The sequence below is a fragment of the Microbacterium sp. UFMG61 genome (genome assembly GCF_015354505.1).
Lineage (GTDB): Bacteria > Actinomycetota > Actinomycetes > Actinomycetales > Microbacteriaceae > Microbacterium.
The window spans coordinates 143,690-169,241 of sequence record NZ_JACAFP010000002.1; the positions used below are offsets into that span (position 1 = coordinate 143,690).

Genomic DNA, 25,552 nt, shown 5'->3' on the forward strand with positions numbered 1-25,552 from the left:
CGAAGCGCGATGCGGGCCGTGCCGAAGGCTCGTTGGCAACCTACGGCTCCGCGATAAAGATGCACATCTCTCCGAAGATCGGCGACCTGTCCGTGACCTTGAGAGGATCTCGCAGCGGAAGACGCGGGCTTCCAAGGCCATTCCATTGGAGGAACTCCCGCGCTTCCTGGAACGGCTGCGCGCAGATCCGAAGTTGGTTGCCGCAGACACAGTAGAGCTCGTCGAGTTCATGCTGGTGTCAGGTTGGAGAATCGCCGAAGCGTGTGCGCTCGACATGGATGCGGTGAACTGGCGTGATCAGACGGTCGCGGTGGAAGCGATCAACATCCGGGTAAAGGGACGGGGGATCGTCAGACAAGAGTTTCCGAAGACTGAGAAGTCGTGGCGCGTGACCCCGCTCCCTGCATCCGCCATCGCGATGCTCGCGAGGCGTCGCGACCGGCTGTCCGAGTTCACCACGGTTCTTTTCCCAACTGTCCAGATGAAGTTGCGGGATCCGTCGAACACGCAGCGGGAGATTCGGGAGAGCCGAGACAATCTGGGGTACCCCGAGCTGTCGACTCACTCGTTCCGCAAGACGGTCGCGACGATCCTCGACAGGGCGGGGCTGTCCGCCACGGAAATTGCGGACTACCTCGGCCACGAAGATCCGAGCCTCACAATGGGGACCTACATGAACACTCTGAAAGGCGGGACTAAGCCGGCGATGGTGCTGCAGGAGCAGCTCAAGGGCCTGTTTTGAAAGTGCGGGGTTTTTGCGGGGTGCCCGACTGTTAGATCGTCGTCAGGGCAGGTCCCCTCCGCCCAGGAAAAGCGGAAACCCCCGCCATGTAGAAGCTAGGCGAGGGTTCCTAAGGTGACTGTAATGATCACCCTGTGGCTCCGACGGGCGTCGATCCCGTGACCTCACGATTTTCAGTCGTGCGCTCTACCAACTGAGCTACAGAGCCGTGCGACCGGCGAACCTGTCGCATCTAGACGAAAGGCCCTTCTCGAATAAGAAGGGCCCGTCGCTTAGAGCGACCCTGACGGGACTTGAACCCGCGACCTCCGCCGTGACAGGGCGGCACGCTAACCAACTGCGCTACAGGGCCATACTTGTTTTCAATTATTGTATCGGAAAGAGTGACCCCAACGGGATTCGAACCCGTGCTACCGCCGTGAAAGGGCGGCGTCCTAGGCCGCTAAACGATGGGGCCGGAGTCAGCCCCGGGGGACTTCCTTGCCGACGCTCAAGCATAAGGGAAGATTCGAGCAAAACGCGAATCGAGGGCGAGTCGGCTTCCGCCCGCGCGTGTTCGGGAGGATGCTGGAGCTGTACGCCTGTGTCGCTCGACCCCAGCCGCGACCTGTTGCGGATGTGAAAGTTGTTGTTAGTGTGGCATCTGTGAATCCGGCGGAAGGGGCCGTGTGAACGACAAGCAATCGCCCGTGGATGCTGCTGCCTTGGCGGCGTCCGAGGATTGCGGCTGCGCGCCCACTCCCGCCGAGAGCCGCGCCTTCTGGCAGAAGGGCTCCTTGAGTCGTCGCGGCGCTCTCGGCGTCGGACTCGGTGCACTCGGAGTCGTCGCGCTCAGCGCCTTCGGGGTGACCAACGGTGTCACCGCCGCCTACGCCGCGTCGTATCCCAGCTGGGATGACGTGCAGAACGCCATGCGCAACGAATCGTCGAAGGCCGCGGAGATCTCGCGCATCGAAGGCCTCATCGCGTCCCTGCAGCAGAAGGTCGCCGAGACCCAGGCTGCAGCCGTCGCCGCGGGCGACGAGTTCTACGCCGCGCAGCAGGCGTACTTCGAAGCCATCTCGATCGCCGATGAGCTGCAGGCGCAGGCCGACGCACAGGCCGTGATCGCCGACGACGCCTCGCGCAAGGCCGCCCAGCTCGCCGCGCAGCTCTACCGCAACGGCGGCGACGACACGGCACTCGAGCTCTTCTTCGCAGGCTCCGCCGACAACGCCGACGAGCTCCTCTCGCGCCTCGGCACGATGGACAAGGTCTACCAGTACAACCAGACGGTGCGCGACAAGGCCACGGCCGCGCGCGACGCCTCGCAGTCTCTCACCGACCAGGCCGTCGTCGCGCGCACCGAGCGCGACCGTCTGCAGCAGGTCGCCGAGCAGAAGATGCGCGAGGCGCAGGCCGCGGCCGACGCCGCACAGGCCGCGCTCGACGAGCAGTCCGCGAACCTCGCCACGATGCAGGCGCAGCTCGCAGCCCTCAAGGACCAGACCGCGACCACGGTCGCCGGGTACCAGGAGGGCGTGCGCGTCGCCGAAGAGGAGCGCAAGCGCCGTGAAGCCGAAGCTGCGGCTGCTGCCGCAGCGGCGGCCGCAGCCGCAGCAGCTGCCGGTGGTGGCGGAGGCGGCGGAGGAGGCGGCGGAGGAGGCGGCGCCGGCGGCCAGGCGGGCACCGGGGGATGGGTCCGACCGCAGGGCGGCTACCGCAGCGCCGGCTATGGCTCCCGCCCTCGTCCGTGCCCGGCCTGCTCGGCGTTCCACTACGGAGTCGACCTCGCCAACGGCTGCGGAGCCGCGATCTTCGCCGCGCAGTCGGGAACCGTCGATTACGCGGGCCCCAACGGCAACTACGGCAACTACATCCGCATCCAGCACGGCGGTGGCGTCGCGACCGGATACGCGCACATCAAACCCGGCGGGTTCAATGTGCGCAACGGGCAGTGGGTCGGCGCGGGTCAGGTCATCGCGTATGCCGGCAACACCGGCGCATCCGTCGGCTGCCACCTGCACTTCGAGGTCTACATCAACGGTGCCTACACGAACCCGATCGACTTCCTCGCGGGCCGTGGCATCTCGGTCTGAGAACCCCGTCCGCACGCACGAGACCCCCGGCCGCTGAGCGGAACCGGGGGTCTCGTGCGTCGGGCTCCGTGGCCCGATGGATGCTGTGTCAGTGGCCCTGCTCGCCGAAGCGGACGATCGCCTCGTCGAGGATGCGCTGCGCCTCAGCGGCGTCGCCCCACTCGTCGACCTTGACCCACTTGTTGGGCTCGAGGTCCTTGTAGTGCTCGAAGAAGTGCGCGATCTCCTTCTTCGTGTACTCGGCGATGTCGCCGATGTCCTGGATGTGCGCCCAGCGCGGGTCCTTCGAGAGCACGGCGACGAGCTTGTCGTCTCCGCCGGCCTCGTCGCTCATCTTGAGCACGGCGACGGGGCGCACCTCGACGACGACGCCCGGGTAGATGGCGTGGTCGAGCAGCACGAGCACGTCGAGCGGGTCGCCGTCCTCGCCCAGGGTGTTGTCGAAGTAGCCGTAGTCGGCCGGGTACCCGAAGGTCGTGTAGAGCACGCGGTCGAGGTGCACTCGTCCGGTCTCGTGGTCGACCTCGTACTTCACGCGGCTGCCGCGCGGGATCTCGATGACGGCGTCGTGTGCGCCCATGCGTGTGCTCCTCAGAATGACGGTTGGATGCCGCGCACTAGCCTACCGGCGACCGGCCGGAGGACTCGGACTCCGTCTCGACGCGCGGCTGAGCAGCGTCGAGACGACGCCGCTCAGCAGCAGCACCAAGAGTCCCGCGTACCCGACCGACGGCACGAACACCGCGAGCGCGAGAGCGATCAGGAACAGGATGATCGCGGCGAGATCGCCGAGCACGCCCGCACGCAGCACGTCGACGGGTGTGCCTGTGAAACCGGGATGACGGAGCAGATACAGCCAGCCGGCGAGAGTCGTGACCTGGGTGAGTATCAGAGTCCCGATGTAGACCACCGGCTGCAGGGAGTCCGTCTCCATCTGCCCGATCATCGCGGTGGGCACCGGCAACCAGACGATCGTGGCCATCCAGGCGATGTTGATCCAGAGCAGCGGCGTCGTGATCCACTCCACGTCGCGGTACTGACGATGGTGGCCCATCCAGAACGTCGCGATGAGCACGAAGCTGAGGCCGAAGCTCAGGAGCTGTCCGGAGTGCTCGACGAAGAACTCTCCGGTGCTGAGCTTGTCCGTCGCCGCTTCTGACACCGACTCCATGAGCGGCAGGATCAGCAGCGTCATCGCGATGGCGACGACGGCATCGACGAAGGCCTTGAAGCGCTCGGTCCTGAATCGCACGGGCCGGTCTGCCCCGGTGTCTGTCTGATCCGTCACGGCGCCAGATTAGGGCGAGGCGCACCTCGAGCGCGAGCATCGGGCGGCGATCCCTCGGGGTCATCGCCCGCGCTACCGTGGAGCTGTGCCCTCGCTCTCACCCGTCATCGCCGAGATCCGCCTCGCCGTGCGCACCGCGCTCGCCGATCTTCCCGAGGGATCGACCGTGATCGTCGCCCTCTCCGGGGGAGCCGACTCGCTCGCGCTCGCCGCCGCGACCGCGTTCGTGGCGCCGAAGCTCGGTCTGCGTGCAGGCTCGCTGACTGTCGACCACGGGCTTCAGGACGACTCGGATGCCGTCGCCGCCCGCGCCGCGAAGACGGCGGCAGGACTCGGACTCGATGCCCTGATCGTCCGGGTCGACGTCGGAGTCGACGGCGGACCGGAGGCCGCCGCTCGGGCTGCGCGCTATCGAGTCCTGAAAGACGCCGCGACGGATGCCGGCGCCGCGGCCGTGCTTCTCGGCCACACGCTCGACGACCAGGCAGAGACCGTGCTTCTCGGCCTCGCCCGCGGGTCCGGAGCCGCCAGCCTGCAGGGCATGGCCCCGGTGCGCGAGGACGACGACGGAGTGCGCTGGATTCGGCCGCTGCTCGGAGTGCGGCGCGAGACGACGCGTGCGTTCTGCACGGCATCCGATCTCGACGTCTGGGACGATCCCCACAACTCGGAGGAGCGTTTCGCGCGGGTCCGCGTGCGCGACCGTGTACTGCCGGTGCTCGAATCCGAACTCGGACCGGGCATCGCCGAGGCGCTCGCGCGCACGGCGGAGCAGCTTCGGGAGGATGCCGAGGCGTTCGACGAGATGATCCACGAGACCATCGAAGACATCGTCGAGCACGCAGAGGCGGGCATCTCGGTCAGCGTCGCGGCTCTCGCCGCCAATCCGGCCGCATTGCGCAACCGCATCATCCGCCTCGTCGTCGACAGCGAGTTCGGAGTGAGTCTGACTCGATTGCAGACCCTCGAGGTCGCTCGCCTCGTGACGGACTGGTCGGGTCAGGGGCCCATCGACCTGCCGGAGTGCTCCGCCGCTCGACAGGGCGGGCGCATCGTCTTCACCGCGCGCTGAATCGCGGCCTCGCCGGAGAACGGAGAAGACCTTCGCGACCGCATCCGAGGGATGAGGCGACGGAGGTCTTCTCGAGGTCAGCCGCGCTGTCGGCTATTTCCTGCCGCCGAGGAGCCCGCCGAGCAGGTCGCCGATTCCGCCGCCACCCGAGGACTTGCCGCCGCCGAGCAGTCCGCCGAGCAGGTCGCCGATCCCTCCGCCGCCCGACGAGTCGCCGCCGAGCAGCCCGCCGATCACGTCGCCGATCCCTCCGCCGCCGGACTGCGTCTCTGCGGTCCCGCTCTTCGTGCTCTTGTCCTTGGTCGCGTTCGCGATGAGGCCCATCACGATCGGCGCGAGGATCGGCAGGAGCTTGTCGAAGTCGATGCCGGCGGTCTCCTTCGATTCGGTGAGCTTCTCGGTCACCTTCTTCTCGTCAGCGCCGAGGATGTGCGAGACGATCTTGCCGCCGTCGGCCTGATCGATCTCGTCGACCTTCGAGGCGCCGGCCTTGCCCTCGTGACGCTTCAGCGCGTTCTCGATCGCGGACGAGCCCTCCGACGTGGAGGCGTTCTTCGCGAGGCCGCCGAGCAGCACCGCACCGCCCTGCTCGACCCCGGCCTTCGCGACCTCGGGGGAGACGCCGAGCTTCGCGGCGATGTCGTCGATCGGCACCTGCTTCAGGATGTCGTCAAGAGCCATGGAGATTCCTTCCGTCAGGGGCATCCGCCCGTCTCACGGCTCAGAGTAGTGCGGATGCAGAAGACGCACCCGGAATTCTGGTTGCCGATCTGCGGATCCTGTGCGGGAGCATGGGGGCGCGTCACCTAAAATCGATCCATGCGCGCCGCGGAAATCCAGGACGACCTTGCCCAGATCCTCGTCACCGAGGAGGAGATCATCGCGAAGCTCGACGAGCTGGCAGCGCAGGTCGCCGTCGACTACGAGGGCAAGGAGCTCATCCTCGTCGGCGTGCTGAAGGGCGCGGTCATGGTCATGGCCGACTTCGCTCGCGCGCTGCCCTTCCACGCGCCGATGGACTGGATGGCGGTGTCGAGCTACGGAGCGAGCACCAAGTCGAGCGGTGTGGTGCAGATCCGCAAGGACCTCGACACCGACCTCAACGGCAAGCACGTGCTGATCGTCGAGGACATCATCGACTCGGGCCTCACCCTCAGCTGGCTGCTCGAGAACTTCGAGTCGCGCGGTGCCGAATCGATCGAGGTGCTCGCGCTGCTGCGCAAGCCCGAGGCCGCCAAGGTCGTCATCGACTGCAAGTACGTGGGCTTCGACATCCCCACCGACTTCGTGGTCGGGTACGGCCTCGACTACGACGAGCGCTACCGCAACCTGCGCGACGTCGCGGTGCTGGCTCCGCACGTCTACTCCTGACGCTTCGACAGGCTCAGCGACCCAGGGGGACAGTGTCTGGGTCCCTGAGCCTGTCGAGGGGTGCCAGCGCTTCGACCGGCCGGGACAGTGTCTGGGTCCCTGAGCCTGTCGAAGGGTACGCCGTGGGTGAACGCACAGCAGGCACCTAGCGCCCGCGCGATACGCTGATCCGACCATGGATGTCAAGAAGCTCACGCGGAACCCGCTGATCTACGTCGCTCTGATCGGTCTGCTGCTGTTCGGCGGCTTCCTGCTGATCTCCAACCTCGGCGCGCCGAAGCAGATCACGACGGAGCAGGGAATCGAACTCCTCGCGGGCGACACCGTCACCAAGGTCGTCACGACCGACGGCGATCAGCGTGTCGACATGACGCTGTCGAAGGCGTTCGAGGGCTCCGAGAACGTGCAGTTCTACTACGTCGAGGCCCGCGCCGGCCAGGTCGTGCGGGCGATCAACGCCGCTGACCTGGAGGAGGGCTTCAACGACGCCGTGCCTCGGGCGACCTGGTTCGACGGCATCCTCTCCCTTCTTCTTCCCCTCGTGCTGCTCGGCCTGCTGTTCTGGTGGCTGCTGTCGTCGATGCAGGGCGGCGGCGGCAAGGTCATGCAGTTCGGCAAGTCCAAGGCCAAGCTCGTCAACAAGGAGACCCCGACGGTCACCTTCGCTGACGTCGCCGGCGCCGACGAGGCGATCGAGGAGCTCCACGAGATCAAGGAGTTCCTGCAGGACCCGGCCAAGTTCCAGGCCATCGGCGCCCGCATCCCGAAGGGCGTGCTGCTGTACGGCCCTCCCGGAACCGGTAAGACCCTGTTGGCCCGCGCCGTCGCCGGCGAGGCCGGGGCCCCGTTCTACTCCATCTCGGGGTCGGACTTCGTCGAGATGTTCGTCGGTGTCGGTGCCTCCCGCGTGCGTGATCTGTTCAACCAGGCCAAAGAGAACTCCCCGGCGATCATCTTCATCGATGAGATCGACGCGGTCGGTCGGCACCGTGGCGCCGGCATGGGCGGCGGAAACGACGAGCGCGAGCAGACGCTGAACCAGATGCTCGTCGAGATGGACGGCTTCGACCCGAACGCGAACGTCATCGTCATCGCTGCGACGAACCGCCCCGACATCCTCGACCCCGCCCTTCTGCGCCCCGGCCGGTTCGACCGCCAGATCGGTGTCGACGCCCCCGATCTCAAGGGCCGCCAGAAGATCCTCGAGGTGCACAGCAAGGGCAAGCCGCTGGCGAAGAGCGTCGACCTCGAGGTCGTCGCCCGCAAGACCCCCGGATTCACGGGTGCCGACCTCGCGAACGTGCTCAACGAGGCCGCCCTGCTGACCGCGCGCTCGAACGCGCAGCTGGTCGACAACCGCGCGCTCGATGAAGCCATCGACCGCGTGATCGCCGGTCCGCAGCGCCGCACGCGTGTGATGAAGGACAAGGAGAAGCTCATCACCGCGTACCACGAGGGTGGTCACGCGCTCGCTGCGGCGGCGATGAACTACACCGACCCGGTGACGAAGATCACGATCCTGCCGCGCGGCAAGGCTCTGGGGTACACGATGGTGCTGCCGCTCGACGACAAGTACTCCGTCACCCGCAACGAGCTGCAGGATCAGCTCACCTACGCGATGGGCGGTCGCGTCGCCGAGGAACTCGTGTTCCACGACCCGACGACGGGTGCCTCGAACGACATCGAGAAGGCGACCTCGATCGCTCGCAAGATGGTGCTCGAGTACGGCATGACCACTCAGGTCGGACCGGTCAAGCTCGGCAGCGAGGGCGGGGAGCCCTTCGCCGGTCGCGACATGGGTCGTGGCCGCGAGTACTCCGAGAGAGTCGCGGAGCGGGTGGATGCCGAGGTCCGTGCACTCATCGAGCAGGCTCACAACGAGGCCTACGAGGTGCTGAGCGCCAACCGCGACATCCTCGACAGGCTCGCCCTGGCGCTGCTCGAGGAGGAGACCCTCGACCACAACCAGATCGCCGAGATCTTCACCGAGGTGCGCAAGCTCCCCGAGCGACCCCTCTGGCTCTCGAGCGAGGCGCGTCCGGTCTCCGAGCTGCCCCCGATCGAGGTGCCGAAGAAGGACGTCCCGCTCGCGGCATCCGTCGAGGCGCCCGCCGCCGCTCCGCGCACGCAGCCGGGATCAGCCGGTGCCGGTCAGGCGCGACCCGCGACGGCCTGATCCGTGTCCGTCGACCGCGCACGCGTCGAGCGGATCACACGTGAGCTGCTCGAGGCGATCGGCGAGGATCCCGACCGGCCGGGGCTGAGACAGACGCCGTCGCGGATGGCCGACCTGTACTCGGAGTTCTTCGCCGGAGTGGGGGAGGACCCTGCAGCACCGCTGGCACACACGATCAGCGTGACGCGGGGCCCTGCCCCGGACACGCTGCCCTCCGGGGCCGTGCTGCTGCGAGACATCCGCTTCCGGTCGGTGTGCGAGCACCATCTGCTTCCTTTCGCCGGCCGCGCGCACATCGCGTACCTGCCGGGCGAGCAGGTCGTCGGACTCGGCGCGCTCGTCCGCGTCGTCGAGATCCTCGCGACCCGTCCGCAGGTGCAGGAGCGACTGGGCGAGCAGATCGCCGACACGATCGCCGAGAACCTCGACACCCGCGGCGTGCTGGTGGTGCTCGACGCCAGCCACGGCTGCGTCACGATGCGCGGAGGGCGACAGCCCGAGGCGTCGACACTGACGATCGCGGCCCGTGGCGAGTACACGGATGCCGTGTCGCGCGCCGAGCTCATCGCGCTGATCGGCGCCTCCGGCGCAGGATCGACGCACGGATGACCGGCATCTGGGGCATCGTCAACGTCACCCCCGACTCTTTCAGCGACGGCGGACGCTATCTCGACGTCGACCGGGCCGTCGCTCACGGCCTGCGCCTGCGTGCCGAGGGCGCCACCGTGCTCGACATCGGCGGCGAATCCACCCGTCCGGGCGCCGAGCGCGTCGGTCCCGACGTCGAGCAGGAGCGGGTGCTGCCCGTCATCGAACAGCTCGTCGCCGCAGGCGCTCCCGTGAGCATCGACACGTTCAACGCCGCGACCGCCACCGCCGCCGTGCGGGCCGGAGCGCGCATCGTGAACGACGTCTCGGGAGGACTCGCGGATCCCGACATGCTCGCGGCGGTGGCGGAGACCGGCGCCGACTACGCGATCGGGCACTGGCGCGGATTCTCGTCCGACATGTATGCGCAGGCCGAATACCGCCGCGTCGCTCGCGAGGTCGCGGGCGAGCTCAAGGAGCGCATGGGAGATGCCGCGGCAGCGGGAATCGCCCCCTCGCGACTCATCGTCGATCCCGGCATCGGGTTCGCGAAGGCGGGTGCGCAGAACTGGGAGCTCCTCCGCGGTCTCGACGAGATCGTCGCCCTGGGACCCCGGGTTCTGATCGGCACCTCACGCAAGCGGTTCCTCGCGGAGACGCTTCGGCACGCGGCTCCGGAAGAAGAGGCGTCCGAGCCGCGTCGCGACCTCGCGACGGCCGTGACCAGCGCACTCGCAGCGCGTGCAGGAGTCTGGGCGGTACGGGTGCACGACGTCGCTGCGACGCGGGATGCTCTCGCGATCGCCCACGCGTGGGAGGGTTGACGCATGGATTTCCTCGACGAGATCGTCCTGACCGGGCTCACGGTCTTCGGGCGCCACGGCGTCTACGACCACGAGCGCGAGGACGGCCAGGAGTTCACGATCGACCTGACGCTGCGGATGCCGCTGCGCGAGGCCGCGGCATCCGATGACGTCGTCGACACCGTGCACTACGGCGAGCTCGCCGAGAAGGTCGCCGCGGTGGTCTCGGGCGAACCCGTGAACCTCATCGAGACGCTCGCCGAGCGCATCGCCGACGTCGCGCTCGCCGACGAGCGAGTGCATTCGGTCTCGGTCACCGTGCACAAGCCGCACGCGCCCATCTCGCTGACCTTCGCCGACGTCGCAGTCACGGTGCACCGCGCGCAGCCGCCTCAGGCCGTCGGGTTCTCGCGATGAGCCGCAACCTGACGACGCCGCTCGGCCAGCCCGTTCCCCGCGAAGGACGCCCCGAGGCGACCGCGGTCGTGGCGTTCGGCGCGAACCTCGGCGACCGCGAGGCGACGATCCGTGCAGCGGCCGAGCGCATCGCGCGGCTGCCCCTCGTGAGCGAGGTGCGGCTGTCGCCCCTCATCGAGACGGTCGCCCTGCGGCTCGACGGCCCCGACCCCGATGCCCCCGGATATGTGAACGCCGCGGCCCTCGTGCGCACCCGCCTCGCGCCGACGATCCTCCTGGGCATGCTGCACGCCGTCGAAGACGAGCACGGCCGTGAGCGGCACGAGCGCTGGGGCGACCGCACGCTCGACCTCGATCTCATCGCCTACGGAGACGAGACCTCCGACGACGAGCGACTGCTGCTGCCGCATCCGCGCGCCGCCGAGCGTCTCTTCGTGCTGGAGCCGTGGCTCGCCCTCGACGCCGACGCCGAGCTGCCGGGGTACGGTCGCGTCGCCGACCTGGTCGCGCGCCTGCGCGCCGACGAGCAGAGCGCCCAGCGGCCGCACGCCGAGGACGAGTGACGGCATGAAGCGCACCTCTGTCGCACTCCTCGCGGTGCTCGCTCTGCTCGCCGCGGCGGGAGGGTTCCTGCTCGACCACATGCTGACCGCGATGGGGCGGACCACCTTCACGCCGTCGCTGCTGCTGCCGTTGCTGCTTCTGCTCATCGCGGCCGCATCGCTCGGGGTCGCGTGGCCGGTGCGGACCAGTGTGCGCAACGGCCGGCGCATCGACCCGTTCCGCGCCACCCGGGCCGTGACCCTCGCTCGCGCGTCGAGTCTGGTCGGCGCGATCATGGCGGGGTTCGGCGCCGGGCTCCTCGTGTTCCTCCTGTCCAGGCCGATCGATCCCCCGGTAGGGTCGACTGTGGCGATGCTGGCTCTGATCGGAAGCGCGGTCGTGCTCGCGATCGCCGCGCTCATCGCCGAACAGTTCTGCACTCTGCCGAAGGATCCTGATGACTCAGAACCCACAGACCGAGCCGGAGACCCCGGCCCCGCTGGACTCGGCGGAGGTCACTGACCTCGGAGCCCTCGACCAGGGGACGTACTCGCAGCTGCGCACGGCGCGCAACACCGCGCGGCTCGAACTCGACGGTGCCTGGCACCAGATCTCACCGCGCTACGTCGTGTCGCAGATCGTGCAGAAAGTGATCTTCGTGGCATTCGTCGTCGTGGTCGCCGCAGTGCTCGCTCTGGCCCTCGGCCAGACCTGGGCGTGGATCCCGGCGGGTGTGATCGTGGTGATCACGCTCATCACCCTTGTGATCCTGCCTCGGCAGGCCAAGGCGATCGGCTACATGCTGCGCTCCGACGACATCGTCTTCCGTAAGGGCATCCTCTGGCAGCGCATGATCGCCGTGCCCTACGGTCGCATGCAGCTCGTCGACATCACGCAGGGACCGCTCGACCGCGCGTTCGGCGTCAGTCAGCTGAAGATGGTCACCGCCGCCGCGACCACCGGCGTGCAGATCCCCGGGCTCACGCAGGCCGCCTCCGAGGCGCTGCGCGACACGCTCATCGAGGTGGCCGAGACCCGCCGGACCGGCCTGTGAGCGAGCCACAGCTCCCCCCGCCCCCGGCTCCTTCCGCAGCGGCGGAATCCTCAGGAGAGACGACCCTCGCCGACGGCGAGTGGCATCGGATGCATCCGCTCACCCCGCTCTTCAAGGGCGGGCTGGCGCTGATCATCATCGCGGGAATCGTGCTGACCAACATGCGCGATCGTCTGATCGCCTGGGCCGTCGACCTGTTCTCGCCCGAGGCGCATTACGGCGACTACTCGGGCGGCGACCCCGTCGACTGGGTGCTCGAGAACAACCTGATCCTGATCGCTCTGCTCAGCGTGCTCGCCCTGGTGCTCGTGCTGGTCGGCATCTTCTGGTTCGTCTGGCGCTTCCACCAGTTCCGCATCACCGGAGACCACGTCGAGGTGCGCAAGGGCATCGTGTTCCGGTCGCACCGTCGCGCGCCGCTCGACCGCGTGCAGGGCGTGAACCTCACCCGGCCGTTCCCCGCCCGCATCATCGGGCTCGCCAAGCTCGAGGTGGTGGGGGCGGGCAACGACTCGAACGTCGACCTCGAGTACCTCGCCACAGGCCGCGCCGAATCCGTGCGCGCCGACATCCTGCGTCTCGCCTCGGGAGCGCGTGCGGCTCGTCGCGGCGCGGCCGTGCCCGGCGCCCCCGCCGTTCCCGGTGCCCCCGCCGTGCCCGCCTCTGCACGCGGACAGCTCGTGGGGTCGATGAACGAAGGGGTGAACGGCCTGATCGGCGGCGTGGACCTGGCCGACGTCGAGCCCGAGAGCGTCGTCAAGATCCCGACCGGGCGCCTCGTGGGATCGCAGCTGATCTCGAGCGTGCTGTGGTTCGTCTTCTTCGGAGTGATCTTCGCTGTCGCCGTGGGCGGCGTCGTGATCGGCTCGCTGATCGACGGCGATCCGATCGAGGGGTTCCTCGGCCTCGGAATCACGCTGGGAATCGGGATCCCGATGATCATCGCGGTCGTCGGTATCACCTGGGCGCAGATCTCGAAGTCTCTGCGGTACTCGATCGCCCCGACGCCCGACGGCGTCCGCATCACCTACGGGCTGCTGACCACCGTGACCGAGACCCTGCCCCCGGGGCGCATCTTCGCCGTGGAGGTCACGCAGTCGCTGCTGTGGCGTCCGTTCGGGTGGTGGACCATCAGGATCAACCGCATGAGCGGCAAGAGCGCGGCGCAGCAGTCGTCGGGATCCGCCCAGCAGTTCAACGTCGTCCTTCCCGTCGGCAAGCGGGCCGATGTCGAGCGCGTGCTGTCGCTCATCCTCCCCGACGCGCAGCCCGCCGATCTGCAGCTCGTCTGGGAGCACGGCATCCTCGGCCCCGTCGAGGGCGACCCCTACCGCGTGATGGCCCGCCGTGCGTGGTGGCGTCGGCCGCTCTCGTGGAAGCGCCATGGCTTCGTCCTGACCGACATGGGACTCCTGCTGCGTCGCGGTGTGATGTGGCGCAAGCTCGCGATCTTCCCGCTGGCCCGGCTGCAGGGCGTCTCGCTCTCTCAGGGGCCGATCGATCGCGCGCAGCGGGTGTCCGGTGCACAGGTGCACTCGGTGCAGGGCCTCATCACGGGGTACCTGTCGGGCCTCGAGCGCGCCGACGCCCTGTTCCTGATCGACAGCGTGAGCGCTGCCGCGGTGGCCGCCGCCGAGCGGGACCACAGCCACCGGTGGGGCGAGCACGCGACAGCGGATGCCGCGGCGGTGCCGGTGCATGACGGCGGCCTGCCTGCGGTGCCGGCCGGACCTGCGTTCGCGTACCCGGCTCCGCAGGCTGCTGCGCCTGCCGTGCCCTTCGAGCGTCCTGCCGAGCCTGCAGGTCCTCCGGTCGCGCCCTCGCCCGACGTGGCTCCGATTCCCCCGGTCGCTCCGCCTGCGCCGCCGGTCGCTCCGCCTGCAACTCCGCCTGCGCCGCCGGCAGGTCCGTCGTCTCCGTCCGCTCCGCCCGCGTCGCCGGCGCCACGTGATGAGTGAGCCGGCGCGTCGAGACGGGCGTCTCGGTGTCGGCATCATCGGTGCCGGTCGCGTCGGACCGGTGATCGGTGCCGCCCTCGCGGGGGCCGGCCACGCCGTCACGGGGATCACGAGCGGCTCGGACGATGACCGCGCTTCGGCCGTGCTGCCGGACGTCCCGGTCCTCGACGCGCTTGAGGTCGTGCGTCGCAGCGAGCTCGTGGTGATCGCGGTGCCGCACGACGAGTTGCCCGCGCTGGTCGCGGGCATCGCCGAGGTCGGTGGATGGCAGCTCGGGCAGCTCGTGCTGCACACCGATCCCGGTCACGGTATCGAGGTGCTGCGACCCGCAGCCGAGCGCGGGGCGATCCCGCTGGCGGTGCACCCGGCGATCACGTTCACCGGCACCTCGATCGACCTTCGACAGCTGCGTGCGGGCTATGCGGCGGTGACCGCTCCCGCGGCCGTGCTTCCGATCGCTCAGGCGCTCGCTGTCGAGATCGGTTGCGAGCCGGTCGTGATCGCCGAGGGCGACAGGGCGGACTACGCGGACGCGATCCAGACGGTGACCGAGTTCTCGCGCTCGATCATCGCGCAGTCGACGTCGCGCCTGAGTGAGATCGGCGTCGAGAACGCGGGCGGATATCTGTCGGCGCTCGTGCAGTCGGCGGTGGAGGGCGCGCTCCGCGACGCCTCGCCTCCGACCCCGCTGCTGTAGGGGCAGACCGCTGCGGGACGCCCGACGAGGGCTGCGGGATGCACCGACGACGGCTGCTGTAGCCCCCGACGGCGGCGACAGACCTCGCGCGCCCGACCGAACCCTCGGACGGAGTCAGCGACCGCCCGAGAACCCTCCGCCGCCTCCGCCGCCCGAGAACCCGCCGCCGAAGGATCCGCCGCCGCTCGACGAGCTGCTCGCACTGGGTGCCGAGTAACTCGCCGCGGCGTGCGACGACACCGCGAACGCTGCCAGCTGCGCCCGAAGGAACGGGGCGGAGGGGTCGCCGATCCACGTCGCGCCCCGCTGCTCGAACGCGTACACGTTCTCGAGCACCGACCCCCACTCGTCTTCCATGCCGAAGAGCATGGCGTAGGGGAGCAGCCGTTCATAGACGACGATGACGTTCGCCGTGCCGTCCTGTCGCCGCTCGGCACCCGAATACGACTGCAGCATCTGCAGCCGATCGGCCTCGGCGACTCGGATGAACTCCTTGACACCCATCAGGTACTCGTGCTCGCGCGCCCCCTCGGGCGTGAGCACCGTGTGGCGCGCGAACGCGTAGAACGACGAGAAGAGCACCAGGAACGTGCCGATGCAGATCGCGATGAATGCGGGAAGCGCTGTGACCCGGCCGCTGATGATGCCCCACAGGCCCAGCCCGAAGCCGGCCAGGACCAGCGCGATCGCGATCCACTGCAGCAGCACCGCCGCTCGACTGCGGGCTTTGGTCGTGAGTCCCCGGGATGCTGCGGCATCCGTGCCGCTCTGCGCGAGGGCCTTCATGCGCGCGGCGAACGACTCGCTCGTGGCGGGAAGCTCGGCGATGCCCTCGGCATCGGCGTCGGCGAAGAGGGCGTCGAGTGCTTCGGCATCGAGCTGGTCGGGGCCACGTCCGTCGGGGATGCGGCGCAGCCGTGGCTGCACGACCGCCGAGCCCTCTTCGATGCGCAGAGCGCCGCGCACGGCGAGATGCACGATCTCGGCCGGGATCGCGTCCTTCGCCTTCGGCACGATCGCCGCGGCGAGCAGCGGAGGCAGGGTGTCGGGCACGTCGTACTGGGCGATCACGATGCCGGTCGCCTGCCGGCGTGACCTCGTGAAGGCGGAGACCGCGAACCATCCGGCGGCGGAGACGCCCAGTGCGGCGAGCGCGGCGACGGCGGGGATCGTGTCGGTGACCGGGTTCGGCTGCCGCGCCGAGGGCTGCGTGGCGGTGCCCTGATCGAACCCGATCGCGACGGTCACGCCCTCGCCCGCCGAGAGGCCATCCGCCTCGACGGCGAACGTCGCCCCGTCGGTCGTCAGCGGACACTCCTCGGTCGAACCGGAGTAGCCGATGTAGCAGCGGGCGTCGCCCGTGAGGTGATCGGCGAGTGTGTCGTCGAGAGCGATGTCGGCACGGAAGCTCTCGATCGGCTGCGTGCTGTCGAGGGGGAGCAGGTCCCAGTAGAACTCGTCGACACCCGTGTCCGCCGCGAGGATCACGTCGCGCATCTCGTACTCGATCACGTAGGTCGTGAGGCCCTGCACATAGTCGTCGTCACCGGTGAGCACGAAGAGGAGCCCGTCGTCCTCGTCGGTCTCGAACGGCATGCTCTGGCCGTTCTCGTCGGTGACGGAGAGCACACGGACATCGAGCCAGGCGTTCTCGTAGCTGGTCGGGAGTCCGCGCACGATGCCCTTGTTCTGGTCCTCGTCGGGGAACCGGGCGGTCAGCGACTCGGTCACGTGCATGCGCGCGCGTCCCTCGGCGTCGAGGCCGATCTCGTAGTGCGCGTCCCACGTCGCGTAGGAGAAGTCATCGACGTCGGTGCGGACGGCCGCCTCGGTGCTGCTCGCCGCCGTGCCGACTGTCCCTGCGGCGGTGCTCGAGACGGCGGCGCTCGCCGCGGACGCGGGAACGAGCAGCGCGGCCCCGCAGAGAACGAAAGTCGTGAGGGCCTGGGCGAGACGGAAGGCTGCCATTCTTCGAGGCTACCCAGACTCGGCCGCAGGGCGGGGGAGGAGACCTCGGTAAACTGGACTCGACTTTCAAGGAGCCCCGAATGACTGACGCGTCTGCCGCGCCCGAGCCGACCACCGCCGCCACCGAAGAGGACGTGCACGAGCAGAAGGCCGTGCGTCTCGCGAAGCGCGAGCGACTGATCGCGAAGAGGGCGGATGCCGCTGGTGGAGCGTTCCCCGTCGGTGTGCCCGTAACGCACACGATTCCGGCCCTTCGTGCGGAGTACGACGACCTCGAAGCGGGCGCTGAAACCGGCGTGATCGTGGGCGTCGCAGGACGTGTGGTGTTCAGTCGCAACACCGGCAAGCTGTGCTTCGCCACGCTGCAGGCGGGCGACGGATCGCGGATCCAGGCGATGATCTCGCTCGCGAACGTCGGCGAGGAATCGCTCGCCGACTGGAAGGAGTACGTCGACCTGGGCGACCACGTCTTCGTGCACGGCGAGGTGATCTCCAGCCGCCGTGGCGAGCTGTCGATCATGGCCGACGCGTGGGAGATCGCGTCGAAGGCGATCCTGCCGCTCCCGAACGCCTACTCGGAGCTCAGCGAGGAGGGGCGCGTCCGCAGCCGCTACCTCGACCTGATCGTCCGCGAGCAGGCGCGCACCACCGTCCGGGCCCGTGCCGCGGTCAACGCCAGCCTGCGAGCGACGTTCGGCAGCCACGACTACCTCGAGGTCGAGACGCCCATGCTGCAGGTGCAGCACGGCGGTGCCTCGGCGCGCCCCTTCATCACCCACTCCAACGCGTTCGACACCGAGCTCTACCTGCGCATCGCGCCGGAGCTGTACCTGAAGCGCGCCGTCGTCGGCGGCATCGAGCGGGTGTACGAGATCAACCGCAACTTCCGCAACGAGGGTGCGGATTCGACGCACAGCCCCGAGTTCGCGATGCTCGAGGCGTACCAGGCCTACGGCGATTACAACCAGATGGCAGCCCTCACCCAGGAGCTCGTGCAGCAGGCCGCGATCGCGGTCGCCGGCTCCACGACCGTGACCTGGGCCGACGGCACCGAGTACGACCTCGGTGGCGAGTGGGACCGCATCTCGATGTACGAGTCGCTGTCTGCCGCATCCGGTCGCACGGTCACTCCGCAGGACTCGGTGGAGGACCTCATCGCCTTCGCCGAGGCGAACAATGTCGACCTGCCCCCGCAGGCCACGCACGGCAAGCTCGTCGAAGAGCTGTGGGAGCACTTCGTGAAGGGCGACCTCGTGCGCCCGACGTTCGTGATGGACTTCCCCGTCGACACCTCGCCGCTCGTGCGCGAGCACCGGTCGATCGAGGGCGTCGTCGAGAAGTGGGACCTCTACATCCGCGGCTTCGAGCTCGCGACCGGATACTCCGAGCTCGTCGATCCCGTGATCCAGCGAGAGCGTTTCGTCGAGCAGGCGAAGCTCGCTGCCCGCGGCGACGTCGAGGCGATGCCGGTCGACGAGGAGTTCCTGCGCGCTCTCGAGCACGGCATGCCGCCGTCCGGGGGTATGGGAATGGGAATCGACCGTCTGCTCATGGCGATCACCGGGCTCGGCATCCGCGAGACCATCCTGTTCCCCCTGGTCAAGTAAGCGGCCGTCGACCAGGACTCCCGCACCGGAGCTTTCCTGTCGATCACCGCGCTGCTCACGCACCTCGCCGGAACGCCCACTCGGGCAGCACCGCGGCGCCGATCATCGTGTCGAGCAGCGAGGCGAGTCCGTACTCGGGCTCGATCGCGCGCGCGAGATCGAGGTAGTGGCCGGCGTGGCTCGCGCGGCCGAGCGCCCACGAGATCCATGCGGCGACCGTGAGCGGAGCGGGCCGCGACAGCCGAGGTGCGCGGGCCGCCGACTCGCGTACGGTGTCGAGCGCGCGGCGCAGACGCGCGGGGTCGGGTGCGGGCCCTCTGCCCAGGAACACGTCGCCGAGGTCGTCGGGCACCGCGACGTGCCCGCCGGAGAAGGCGAGCTGTGCGTCGAGCGTGCGTACGCCGCCGGGCAGATCGGTGGCCCACTGCGTGAGCGCGACGTCGCGGAAGATCGGTCGGTTCAGGCACCACAGCAGGGCGGCGTGGGCGAACGGCGGAAGGTCGCTCGGGGTTGTGAGCACCGATTCGAAGAAGGCCGGCAGATCTTCGAGCAGCGTCAGAGCCGCGATCGCCTGCGGGTTCTCCCGACCGGTCACCCCGCCGATCCGCCCGTGGGCGAGCAGCTCGTCGAGGTCGCGGAGCGCACGCGCCACCCGCTCCTTCTCCGCCAGATCGGCAGCCGGGAGATCCGTGCCGGCGAGCTGGTCGCCTGACACGTCGCCGAGGCCCGGTACCGGGGGCGCACCCTCCTCGAGGTCGCGGAGCACGGGCTCGTCGTCGAGGTAGCTCGCCCATCCCGACGGCATCACGCAGAGCGCGTCCACGATGCGCAGGCCGCTGTCGGCCGCGCATCCGAGCACCTCGTCGATCTCGACGGTGTACGGCAGCACGAGTCCGTCGCGCGTGGAGTACGCCTCGACGTCCGTGTAGACGACGACGGCCAGGGCATCCGTCTTCTCCACCCGCGCGACGAGACCGACGGCGGCGTCCGCGTACTCCTCGAGCGAGACGCCGTCGTCCGGCAGATCGATGCGCATCGCTCCGTACGTGCGGGTGCCGCGGAAGGGGAGCAGCACCAGGCTCCGGCGCGGAGTGAACCCGGCGAGGGAGGGGACGATGCGGAGGAATTCGGAAGAGCCGGAGGCCCGGAGCACAGTTGTCATCCGGCGAGTGTCGTCGAGTCCGTGACCTGTCCGGCGCGGTTCACAGGCCGAGCACGGGCCGGAGCGGGAGGCAGCGGATGTGCAGGAGCAGTGGGCCGCGCGTCGCCGGGGGTCGCGTACCATGGAGCCATGGAGAACTTCTGGGTCGCAGCGGCATGGTCGATCCTTCCGACCATCGGTGTGAGCGTCGTGTTCTTCTTCGTGATCCGAGGGATCCTGCGGTTCGACCGCACCGAGCGCAAGGTGCACGCGCGCATCGAGGCTGAGGAGCGCGCCGCCCGGGGCCTCCCACCGCGCTCCTGAGCTCTGTCCGTCCCATCCGCTACTGTGTAGCCAACGCACCGTCCCCGGTGCCCACTGAGGCGCATCCCCGTCGAAGTGCCGCCCGTCGGGAGGACGAGGTATGACACCCGACACCTGGGCAGCCTGGATCGCGGCGTTCATCCTCGTCCTCGATCTGACGATCCGCATCACGGCGATCATCGTGATCCCGCGCAACCGGCGTCCCACGGCGGCCATGGCCTGGCTGCTCGCCGTCTTCTTCATCCCGTTCGTCGGCGTCTTCCTGTTCCTGCTGATCGGCAACCCGCGTCTGCCCCGGGCCAGGCGGCGCAAGCAGGATCAGATCAACGAGTACATCGCCGAGACGAGCGAGCATCTGCACTTCGGCACGCTGCGTCCGAACGCGCCGAGCTTCTTCCCGCCGCTGGTCGAGATGAACCACAGGCTCGGGGCTCTTCCGCTCTCGGGCGACAACGGCGCGCACCTCATCTCGAAGTATCAGGAATCGCTCGACGCGATGGCCGATGAGATCCGCAAGGCCGAGGACTACGTCCACATCGAGTTCTACATCCTGCAGTCCGACGCGTCGACCGACAACTTCTTCCGCGCGATGGAGGAGGTCGCCGCCCGTGGCGTGCACGTCCGCGTGCTGCTCGACCACTGGGCGAACCGGTGGAAGCCCAGGTACCGCGCCACGATCAAGCGGCTGAACGCCATGGGCGCGCACTGGCACCTCATGCTGCCGGTGCAGCCGCTCAGGGGACGCATGCAGCGCCCTGATCTGCGCAACCACCGCAAGCTCCTCGTCGTCGACGGCAAGGTCGCCTTCCTCGGCTCGCAGAACGTCACGGACTCGACCTACAACCTGCCGAAGAACATCAAGCGGGGGCTCCACTGGGTCGACCTGATGGTGCGCATCGACGGCCCTGTGGTGCTGAGCGTCAACGCGATCTTCCTGAGCGACTGGTACAGCGAGACCGACGAGGTGCTGCAGGAGATCGACATCTCGCACGCCGAGGCAGGCTCCGGTGATCTGGACTGCCAGGTGGTTCCGTCCGGCCCCGGGTTCGAGGTCGAGAACAACCTGCGTCTCTTCCTGGGGCTGCTGTACGCGGCCAAAGAGAAGATCATGATCGTCAGCCCGTACTTCGTGCCCGACGAAGCGCTGCTGCTGGCGGTGACCGCGGCCGTCGATCGCGGCGTCGAGGTCGAGCTGTTCGTCTCCGAAGAGGGCGACCAAGCGATGGTGTATCACGCCCAGCGCAGCTACTACGAGGTGCTGCTCAAGGCCGGGGTCCGCATCTGGATGTACCGCAAGCCCTACATCCTGCACACCAAGAGCCTCACGATCGACGATCAGGTCGCGGTGATCGGCTCGAGCAACATGGACATGCGGTCGTTCGGTCTCAACCTCGAGGTCTCGATGCTGGTGCGCGGCGAGGAGTTCGTCGCCGAGATGCGGGTCGTCGAAGACGAGTACCGCTCGCTCAGCCGCGAGCTCACGCTCGAGGAGTGGAAGCAGCAGCCGCTGCGTTCCACCGTGCTCGACAACCTCGCTCGTCTCACGTCGGCACTCCAGTAGCGCGACCGTGGCACTCGACGGGGTGTCCCGAAGATCGTCGGAGCGATAATCTGTGGGGCATGGCCCTCCCCACACGCGCCGCCTTCCGGCCAGCCACTGCTCTGTCCGTCGCCGCGCTCTCGGCCGCCGCGCTCCTGCTGCTCGCCGGATGCACAGCAGGGCCCAGCGCCACGGCTCCCAGTTCCACGCCCGTGCCCTCGACCCCGTCGGGCGCAGACGGCGACGACTTCGACGACATGGAGGCGACCCTCCTCGACGACGGGCGTATGTTCGCGGTCGTCACCTGGGGGTCGTCGACGTGCGTGCCGCAGGTCGACACGGTGTCAGCGAACGGGCAGACCGTCACGGTGGGGCTCGTCGGCTCCGGCGATGCGGATGCCGTGTGCACGGCTGACATGGCGCAGCGCGCGAGCATCGGAGGACTGCCCGAGGGGGTGGACCCCACGAAGGAGATCACGCTGCAGGTCACGTACGGCGATGTGACGGACGACGTCGACCTCGATGGCGATGCATCGTTCACCGGGGCGCCCGGATCCTCGACCGAGTACACGCCGTCGGCCGGATGGTTCGATGACGGCTCGTTGGTGCTCCTCACCTGGGGATCGTCGGGCTGCCTGCCCATCGTGGAGGGCATCGAGGGTTCGGGCGCGAGCGGAACCGTCACCTTCGCCGACGACGACAGGGCGTGCACGATGGACATGGCGCCCCGCGCGACGATCATCGCGTTCGGCGACGATCAGGTCGAGGACGACGACTTCACGCTGAATCTCGTGGGCGGCGGGCTGGACGGCACCGTCCAGGTGCGCGGCTGATCAGCGCCGACCGCGACTGATCTGAGTCGAGCGCGGCGGCTCAGAGCGCCGACACCGGATGCCCCGACGGGAGCGCGAGCAGGAGTGCGTTCCGATCGACCCGGCAGGTGACCCGCACCGCGACGCCGAACTCGTCGCCGTCGAGCTCGATCGGGAGCGGTCGCGGTCCCGCGGCCTCAGCCGCCAGCCCGCGGAAGTAGTGCACCGATGCATCGCGACCCCGCCGCTCGAGCACTCGACGCCCGGCGCGGGAGCGGCGCAGCACCGAGTTGTCCCACCAGATCTTGCGCCACACGCCCAGCCACCCGAGAACGCCGGTCGGCTGGATGACCGCGACGTCGAGGATCCCGTCGGTGATCGAGGCGTCGGGGATCAGTGCGATGCCCGCGGGCAGGGTGCCGCAGTTCGCGAACAGGATGCTGTGCACTTTGGTGGTGTGCAGTCGGCCGTCGTCGATCTGGAACACCGCACGGAAGGGCTCCGCGGTCACGAGCGACCTCGCGGCGCCGTCGACGTAGGCGATCCAGCCCATCGACTTCTTGAGGTCGGGTCGGGTGTTCGCGATCATGTCGGCATCGAGGCCCATGCCGGCCAGCACCACGAAGGCGTGCTCCTCGTGCTCGCCGTCGGCACGGGTGAGCCGAGCCCAGCCGATGTCGATCGGGTGGCGGAAGCCGCCCAGCGCCGCCCTGATCATCTCGTCGGGATCGGCGAGGGGCAGCCCGAGGTTCCGCGCCAGCAGATTGCCCGTGCCGCTCGGCAGGATCGCCAGCGGCACGCCGCTGCCGGCGATGGCCTCGGACACGGCGCGCACCGTGCCGTCGCCTCCCGCGACGAGGACCACCGAGACCCCGCGCGCCAGCGCCAGGGCGGTGACGCCCTGACCGGGGTCGTCGATCGTGGTGGTGTAGAACGCCGGCCGCTCCCACCCCGCATCGCTCGACAGAGATCGAACCCGGTCGCGAAGATGCTTCTCATCGACCTTGACGGGGTTGTAGATGAGTGCCGCCTGCCGTCGGACGGGGGCGCTCTGAGTCATGGCGCTACTCTAGCCGCGCGGATGACGCGCCCGGCGCGCACCATAGACTTGGTGGATGATCGACCTCGCACTCCTCCGCGACAACCCGGAGATCGTCCGCCGTTCTCAGGCCGCCCGTGGCAACGACCAGGGCACCGTCGACACCGCACTCGAGGCTGACCGATCGCGCCGCTCCGCGCTCTCCGCGTTCGAGGAGCTGCGGGCCGAGCAGAACGCCTTCGGCAAGCAGGTCGCGAAGGCGCCCAAGGACGAGAAGGCCGCGCTCGTCGCGCAGGCCAAGGACCTGGCCGACCGCGTGAAGCAGGCCCAGCAGGTGTCGAACGAGGCTTCGGCCGCGGCATCCGCCGCTCTCGCGCGCATCGAGAACGTCGTCATCGACGGCGTGCCGGCCGGCGGCGAGGCCGACTTCGTCGAGTTGCGCCGCGTCGGCGAGGTGCCGGCGTTCGACTTCGAGCCGCGCGACCACCTCGAGATCGGCGAGATCCTCGGCGCGATCGACATGGAGCGCGGCGCGAAGGTGTCGGGCGCTCGCTTCTACTTCCTCCGCGGCATCGGCGCCCGCCTCGAGATCGCGCTCATGAACCTCGCGCTCGACAAGGCACTGCAGAACGGCTTCGTGCCGCTCATCACGCCGACCCTCGTGCGGCCGGAGATCATGCAGGGCACCGGATTCCTCGGCGAGCACGCCGACGAGGTCTATCACCTCGACAAGGACGACGACCTCTACCTCGTCGGCACCAGCGAGGTCGCTCTCGCCGGCTATCACAAGGACGAGATCCTCGACCTCGGCGAGGGCGCGCTGCGCTACGCCGGCTGGTCGACCTGCTACCGCCGCGAGGCGGGCTCGCACGGCAAGGACACCCGCGGCATCATCCGCGTGCACCAGTTCAACAAGCTCGAGATGTTCGTCTACACGACGCCGGAGGATGCCGAGGCGGAGCACCTGCGCCTCGTCGCGTTGCAGGAGGAGGTGCTGACCTCGCTCGGCCTCGCCTATCGGGTGATCGACGTCGCCGCCGGCGATCTCGGGTCGAGCGCCGCGCGCAAGTACGACATCGAGGCATGGGTTCCCACGCAGGGCGCGTTCCGCGAACTGACGTCGACGTCGAACTGCACGACCTACCAGGCGCGTCGACTCGACATCCGCCACCGCCCGGTCGCCGCCGGTGCGGGGGCGCAGGAGGGCCAGGCCGCCAAGACGCAGCCGGTCGCCACCCTGAACGGCACCCTCGCCACCACCCGGTGGATCGTCGCGCTGCTCGAGACCCACCAGCAGGCCGACGGCTCGGTGCGTGTGCCCGAGGTGCTGCGCCCGTACCTGGGTGGCCTCGAGGTCTTGGAGCCGACCGCGTGACGGCTCCCTGGCTCGTCGGCCTCGACGTCGACGGCACGATCATCCTGCAGGACGAGACGATGAGCCCCGGTGTTCCCGAGGCCGTCGCCCGGCTGCGGGATGCCGGCCATGAGGTGACGATCGCCACCGGGCGCAGCTGGATGGCGACGCGGCGCTACGTCGAGCTGCTCGGTCTGACGGCGGAGTTCGTCGTGTGCTCGAACGGCGCCGTCACCATGCGCCGTGTGGGCGACGACTGGGAGCGGTGGCACGTCGAGACGTTCGATCCCTCGCCCGTTCTCGCGCTTCTGCGCGAGCGCCTTCCCGAGGCCAGGTACATGGTCGAGCTGGGAGACGGCAAGCGGCTGTACACCGAGCACCTGGACGATTGGACGCTCGACGGCGGTCGTCAGGTCGACTTCGACGAGCTCGTCGCGGAGCCGGTCTCGCGCGTCGTCGTGGTCTCGCCGGGACACGATGAGGACGACTTCCACCGACTCGTCGCGGATGCCGGGCTCAATGAGGTGTCGTATGCGATCGGCTGGACGGCGTGGCTCGACATCGCTCCGCAGGGGGTCGACAAGGGCACGGCACTCGAGCGCGTGCGCACCGAGCTCGGGTTCGAGCGCGGTCGAATCCTCGTGGCCGGCGACGGTCGCAACGACATCGGGATGTTCGGGTGGGCACTCGGGCTCGACGGGCGTGCGGTGGCGATGGGGCAGGCACCCGACGAGGTCAAGGCCGCAGCAGGCGAAGTGACCGAGGATGTCGACGCAGGGGGACTCGCGATCGCCCTCGACACGCTTCCAGCAGCCGCCCAGGTCAGCGCGGGAGAATAGAACTCGGCTAGACTCACGGCTTGTCGGCAGATTCGTCTGTCGGGAGGGTTGTCCGAGCGGCCGATGGAGCTGGTCTTGAAAACCAGTGGGCAGAGATGTCTCGTGGGTTCGAATCCCACACCCTCCGCTTCTTGAGCACGG

General features: G+C 68.9%; 25 protein-coding genes and 4 tRNA genes. 20 read left to right on the top strand and 9 right to left on the bottom strand.

Going from position 1 to position 25,552, the window contains the following annotated elements; translation table 11 throughout:
* Window positions 1-145: 145 nt before the first annotated feature.
* Window positions 146-742: a site-specific integrase gene (locus tag IXW21_RS02560; RefSeq protein ID WP_194762698.1), complete on the top strand. Its 597-nt coding sequence runs from the start codon at window positions 146-148 to the stop codon at window positions 740-742.
* A 135-nt stretch (window positions 743-877) separates the two neighbouring features.
* Here the strand turns inward: IXW21_RS02560 and IXW21_RS02565 are convergent.
* From IXW21_RS02565 to IXW21_RS02575, 3 genes are all read right to left on the bottom strand, one after another.
* Window positions 878-950 (bottom strand) — tRNA-Phe (locus IXW21_RS02565).
* A gap of 70 nt (window positions 951-1,020) precedes the next feature.
* Window positions 1,021-1,094 (bottom strand) — tRNA-Asp (locus IXW21_RS02570).
* Between the two features lie 32 nt (window positions 1,095-1,126).
* Window positions 1,127-1,199, bottom strand: a tRNA-Glu gene (locus IXW21_RS02575).
* Window positions 1,200-1,410: 211 nt separating this feature from the next.
* Between IXW21_RS02575 and IXW21_RS02580 the strand changes: the two genes are divergently transcribed.
* Window positions 1,411-2,820, top strand: coding sequence for a M23 family metallopeptidase (locus IXW21_RS02580; protein WP_194762699.1), 1,410 nt, complete (start codon window positions 1,411-1,413; stop codon window positions 2,818-2,820).
* Window positions 2,821-2,908: 88 nt separating this feature from the next.
* Here the strand turns inward: IXW21_RS02580 and IXW21_RS02585 are convergent, their stop codons facing one another.
* On the bottom strand, window positions 2,909-3,400 hold the full coding sequence (locus tag IXW21_RS02585; protein ID WP_060926386.1) for an inorganic diphosphatase: 492 nt from the start codon (window positions 3,398-3,400) through the stop codon (window positions 2,909-2,911).
* A gap of 42 nt (window positions 3,401-3,442) precedes the next feature.
* Window positions 3,443-4,108 (bottom strand): TMEM175 family protein, encoded by a 666-nt coding sequence (locus IXW21_RS02590; RefSeq protein WP_323742146.1) that lies wholly within the window; start codon window positions 4,106-4,108, stop codon window positions 3,443-3,445.
* Window positions 4,109-4,193: 85 nt separating this feature from the next.
* Here IXW21_RS02590 and tilS point away from each other — a divergent pair, with 85 nt between their 5' ends.
* The gene (gene tilS / locus IXW21_RS02595) at window positions 4,194-5,180 is read left to right on the top strand and encodes a tRNA lysidine(34) synthetase TilS (protein ID WP_194762700.1); all 987 of its coding nucleotides are present in this window, start codon (window positions 4,194-4,196) and stop codon (window positions 5,178-5,180) included.
* Between the two features lie 93 nt (window positions 5,181-5,273).
* Here the strand turns inward: tilS and IXW21_RS02600 are convergent, their stop codons facing one another.
* Window positions 5,274-5,861, bottom strand: a complete 588-nt coding sequence (locus IXW21_RS02600; RefSeq protein WP_194762701.1) for a DUF937 domain-containing protein — start codon at window positions 5,859-5,861, stop codon at window positions 5,274-5,276.
* Between the two features lie 138 nt (window positions 5,862-5,999).
* On the opposite strand from IXW21_RS02600, the gene hpt reads away from it, so the two are divergent.
* The 10 genes from hpt to IXW21_RS02650 all read left to right on the top strand — a co-directional run bounded on the left by hpt (window position 6,000) and on the right by IXW21_RS02650 (window position 14,787).
* Window positions 6,000-6,551: a hypoxanthine phosphoribosyltransferase gene (gene hpt, locus IXW21_RS02605; RefSeq protein WP_194762702.1), complete on the top strand. Its 552-nt coding sequence runs from the start codon at window positions 6,000-6,002 to the stop codon at window positions 6,549-6,551.
* Window positions 6,552-6,726: 175 nt separating this feature from the next.
* The gene (gene ftsH, locus IXW21_RS02610; protein ID WP_194762703.1) at window positions 6,727-8,727 is read left to right on the top strand and encodes an ATP-dependent zinc metalloprotease FtsH; all 2,001 of its coding nucleotides are present in this window, start codon (window positions 6,727-6,729) and stop codon (window positions 8,725-8,727) included.
* A 3-nt stretch (window positions 8,728-8,730) separates the two neighbouring features.
* Window positions 8,731-9,336, top strand: coding sequence for a GTP cyclohydrolase I (gene folE, locus IXW21_RS02615; RefSeq protein WP_194762704.1), 606 nt, complete (start codon window positions 8,731-8,733; stop codon window positions 9,334-9,336).
* The gene (gene folP / locus IXW21_RS02620; RefSeq protein ID WP_194762705.1) at window positions 9,333-10,139 is read left to right on the top strand and encodes a dihydropteroate synthase; all 807 of its coding nucleotides are present in this window, start codon (window positions 9,333-9,335) and stop codon (window positions 10,137-10,139) included. Before folE ends, folP begins: the two co-directional genes overlap by 4 nt.
* 3 nt (window positions 10,140-10,142) lie before the next feature.
* Complete coding sequence (gene folB / locus IXW21_RS02625; RefSeq protein WP_194762706.1) at window positions 10,143-10,535, top strand: dihydroneopterin aldolase; 393 nt, start codon at window positions 10,143-10,145, stop codon at window positions 10,533-10,535.
* Entirely contained in the window at window positions 10,532-11,098 is a 567-nt protein-coding gene (gene folK / locus IXW21_RS02630) for a 2-amino-4-hydroxy-6-hydroxymethyldihydropteridine diphosphokinase (RefSeq protein WP_194762707.1), read from the top strand. The genes folB and folK overlap by 4 nt, the downstream gene beginning before the upstream one ends.
* Before the next feature lie 4 nt (window positions 11,099-11,102).
* A complete protein-coding gene (locus tag IXW21_RS02635; protein WP_194762708.1) occupies window positions 11,103-11,600 on the top strand; it encodes a DUF3180 domain-containing protein in 498 nt (165 codons plus the stop codon).
* Window positions 11,536-12,132, top strand: a complete 597-nt coding sequence (locus tag IXW21_RS02640; RefSeq protein ID WP_194762709.1) for a PH domain-containing protein — start codon at window positions 11,536-11,538, stop codon at window positions 12,130-12,132. The genes IXW21_RS02635 and IXW21_RS02640 overlap by 65 nt, the downstream gene beginning before the upstream one ends.
* Window positions 12,129-14,090: a PH domain-containing protein gene (locus tag IXW21_RS02645; protein ID WP_194762710.1), complete on the top strand. Its 1,962-nt coding sequence runs from the start codon at window positions 12,129-12,131 to the stop codon at window positions 14,088-14,090. The genes IXW21_RS02640 and IXW21_RS02645 overlap by 4 nt, the downstream gene beginning before the upstream one ends.
* Window positions 14,083-14,787, top strand: coding sequence for a DUF2520 domain-containing protein (locus tag IXW21_RS02650; RefSeq protein ID WP_194762711.1), 705 nt, complete (start codon window positions 14,083-14,085; stop codon window positions 14,785-14,787). The genes IXW21_RS02645 and IXW21_RS02650 overlap by 8 nt, the downstream gene beginning before the upstream one ends.
* A 114-nt stretch (window positions 14,788-14,901) precedes the next feature.
* On the opposite strand, the gene IXW21_RS02655 is transcribed toward IXW21_RS02650, so the two are convergent.
* The gene (locus tag IXW21_RS02655) at window positions 14,902-16,755 is read right to left on the bottom strand and encodes a DUF2207 domain-containing protein (RefSeq protein WP_194762712.1); all 1,854 of its coding nucleotides are present in this window, start codon (window positions 16,753-16,755) and stop codon (window positions 14,902-14,904) included.
* Window positions 16,756-16,835: 80 nt separating this feature from the next.
* On the opposite strand from IXW21_RS02655, the gene lysS reads away from it, so the two are divergent.
* Entirely contained in the window at window positions 16,836-18,362 is a 1,527-nt protein-coding gene (lysS, locus tag IXW21_RS02660; protein WP_194762713.1) for a lysine--tRNA ligase, read from the top strand.
* Window positions 18,363-18,417: 55 nt separating this feature from the next.
* Here lysS and IXW21_RS02665 read toward each other — a convergent pair whose 3' ends face one another.
* On the bottom strand, window positions 18,418-19,524 hold the full coding sequence (locus IXW21_RS02665; RefSeq protein ID WP_194762714.1) for a DUF4192 family protein: 1,107 nt from the start codon (window positions 19,522-19,524) through the stop codon (window positions 18,418-18,420).
* A 129-nt stretch (window positions 19,525-19,653) separates the two neighbouring features.
* Between IXW21_RS02665 and IXW21_RS02670 the strand changes: the two genes are divergently transcribed.
* From IXW21_RS02670 to IXW21_RS02680, 3 genes are all read left to right on the top strand, one after another.
* The gene (locus IXW21_RS02670) at window positions 19,654-19,827 is read left to right on the top strand and encodes a hypothetical protein (RefSeq protein ID WP_194762715.1); all 174 of its coding nucleotides are present in this window, start codon (window positions 19,654-19,656) and stop codon (window positions 19,825-19,827) included.
* A gap of 100 nt (window positions 19,828-19,927) precedes the next feature.
* Window positions 19,928-21,388, top strand: coding sequence for a cardiolipin synthase (gene cls, locus IXW21_RS02675; RefSeq protein ID WP_194762716.1), 1,461 nt, complete (start codon window positions 19,928-19,930; stop codon window positions 21,386-21,388).
* 59 nt (window positions 21,389-21,447) lie between these two features.
* Entirely contained in the window at window positions 21,448-22,200 is a 753-nt protein-coding gene (locus IXW21_RS02680) for a hypothetical protein (RefSeq protein WP_194762717.1), read from the top strand.
* A gap of 40 nt (window positions 22,201-22,240) precedes the next feature.
* Here the strand turns inward: IXW21_RS02680 and IXW21_RS02685 are convergent, their stop codons facing one another.
* Window positions 22,241-23,239, bottom strand: coding sequence for a diacylglycerol/lipid kinase family protein (locus tag IXW21_RS02685; RefSeq protein ID WP_194762718.1), 999 nt, complete (start codon window positions 23,237-23,239; stop codon window positions 22,241-22,243).
* A gap of 55 nt (window positions 23,240-23,294) precedes the next feature.
* Here IXW21_RS02685 and serS point away from each other — a divergent pair, with 55 nt between their 5' ends.
* The 3 genes from serS (at window position 23,295) to IXW21_RS02700 (ending at window position 25,538) form a co-directional block, all read left to right on the top strand.
* Window positions 23,295-24,593, top strand: a complete 1,299-nt coding sequence (serS, locus tag IXW21_RS02690) for a serine--tRNA ligase (RefSeq protein ID WP_194762719.1) — start codon at window positions 23,295-23,297, stop codon at window positions 24,591-24,593.
* Window positions 24,590-25,411: an HAD family hydrolase gene (locus IXW21_RS02695; protein ID WP_194762720.1), complete on the top strand. Its 822-nt coding sequence runs from the start codon at window positions 24,590-24,592 to the stop codon at window positions 25,409-25,411. The genes serS and IXW21_RS02695 overlap by 4 nt, the downstream gene beginning before the upstream one ends.
* Window positions 25,412-25,453: 42 nt before the next feature.
* A tRNA-Ser gene (locus tag IXW21_RS02700) sits at window positions 25,454-25,538 on the top strand.
* Window positions 25,539-25,552: the final 14 nt, after the last annotated feature.

What these genes read in the sequence shown, in the direction of transcription:
- cls (WP_194762716.1), top strand. Translation starts at nt 19,928, where the DNA reads ATGACACCCGACACCTGGGCAGCCTGGATCGCGGCGTTCATCCTCGTC.
- IXW21_RS02680 (WP_194762717.1), top strand. Translation starts at nt 21,448, where the DNA reads ATGGCCCTCCCCACACGCGCCGCCTTCCGGCCAGCCACTGCTCTGTCC.
- IXW21_RS02640 (WP_194762709.1), top strand. Translation starts at nt 11,536, where the DNA reads ATGACTCAGAACCCACAGACCGAGCCGGAGACCCCGGCCCCGCTGGAC.
- IXW21_RS02655 (WP_194762712.1), bottom strand. Translation starts at nt 16,755, where the DNA reads ATGGCAGCCTTCCGTCTCGCCCAGGCCCTCACGACTTTCGTTCTCTGC.
- IXW21_RS02665 (WP_194762714.1), bottom strand. Translation starts at nt 19,524, where the DNA reads ATGACAACTGTGCTCCGGGCCTCCGGCTCTTCCGAATTCCTCCGCATC.
- IXW21_RS02600 (WP_194762701.1), bottom strand. Translation starts at nt 5,861, where the DNA reads ATGGCTCTTGACGACATCCTGAAGCAGGTGCCGATCGACGACATCGCC.
- IXW21_RS02670 (WP_194762715.1), top strand. Translation starts at nt 19,654, where the DNA reads ATGGAGAACTTCTGGGTCGCAGCGGCATGGTCGATCCTTCCGACCATC.
- folK (WP_194762707.1), top strand. Translation starts at nt 10,532, where the DNA reads ATGAGCCGCAACCTGACGACGCCGCTCGGCCAGCCCGTTCCCCGCGAA.
- folP (WP_194762705.1), top strand. Translation starts at nt 9,333, where the DNA reads ATGACCGGCATCTGGGGCATCGTCAACGTCACCCCCGACTCTTTCAGC.
- IXW21_RS02585 (WP_060926386.1), bottom strand. Translation starts at nt 3,400, where the DNA reads ATGGGCGCACACGACGCCGTCATCGAGATCCCGCGCGGCAGCCGCGTG.
- ftsH (WP_194762703.1), top strand. Translation starts at nt 6,727, where the DNA reads ATGGATGTCAAGAAGCTCACGCGGAACCCGCTGATCTACGTCGCTCTG.
- IXW21_RS02635 (WP_194762708.1), top strand. Translation starts at nt 11,103, where the DNA reads ATGAAGCGCACCTCTGTCGCACTCCTCGCGGTGCTCGCTCTGCTCGCC.
- serS (WP_194762719.1), top strand. Translation starts at nt 23,295, where the DNA reads ATGATCGACCTCGCACTCCTCCGCGACAACCCGGAGATCGTCCGCCGT.
- hpt (WP_194762702.1), top strand. Translation starts at nt 6,000, where the DNA reads ATGCGCGCCGCGGAAATCCAGGACGACCTTGCCCAGATCCTCGTCACC.
- lysS (WP_194762713.1), top strand. Translation starts at nt 16,836, where the DNA reads ATGACTGACGCGTCTGCCGCGCCCGAGCCGACCACCGCCGCCACCGAA.
- IXW21_RS02650 (WP_194762711.1), top strand. Translation starts at nt 14,083, where the DNA reads ATGAGTGAGCCGGCGCGTCGAGACGGGCGTCTCGGTGTCGGCATCATC.
- IXW21_RS02685 (WP_194762718.1), bottom strand. Translation starts at nt 23,239, where the DNA reads ATGACTCAGAGCGCCCCCGTCCGACGGCAGGCGGCACTCATCTACAAC.
- folB (WP_194762706.1), top strand. Translation starts at nt 10,143, where the DNA reads ATGGATTTCCTCGACGAGATCGTCCTGACCGGGCTCACGGTCTTCGGG.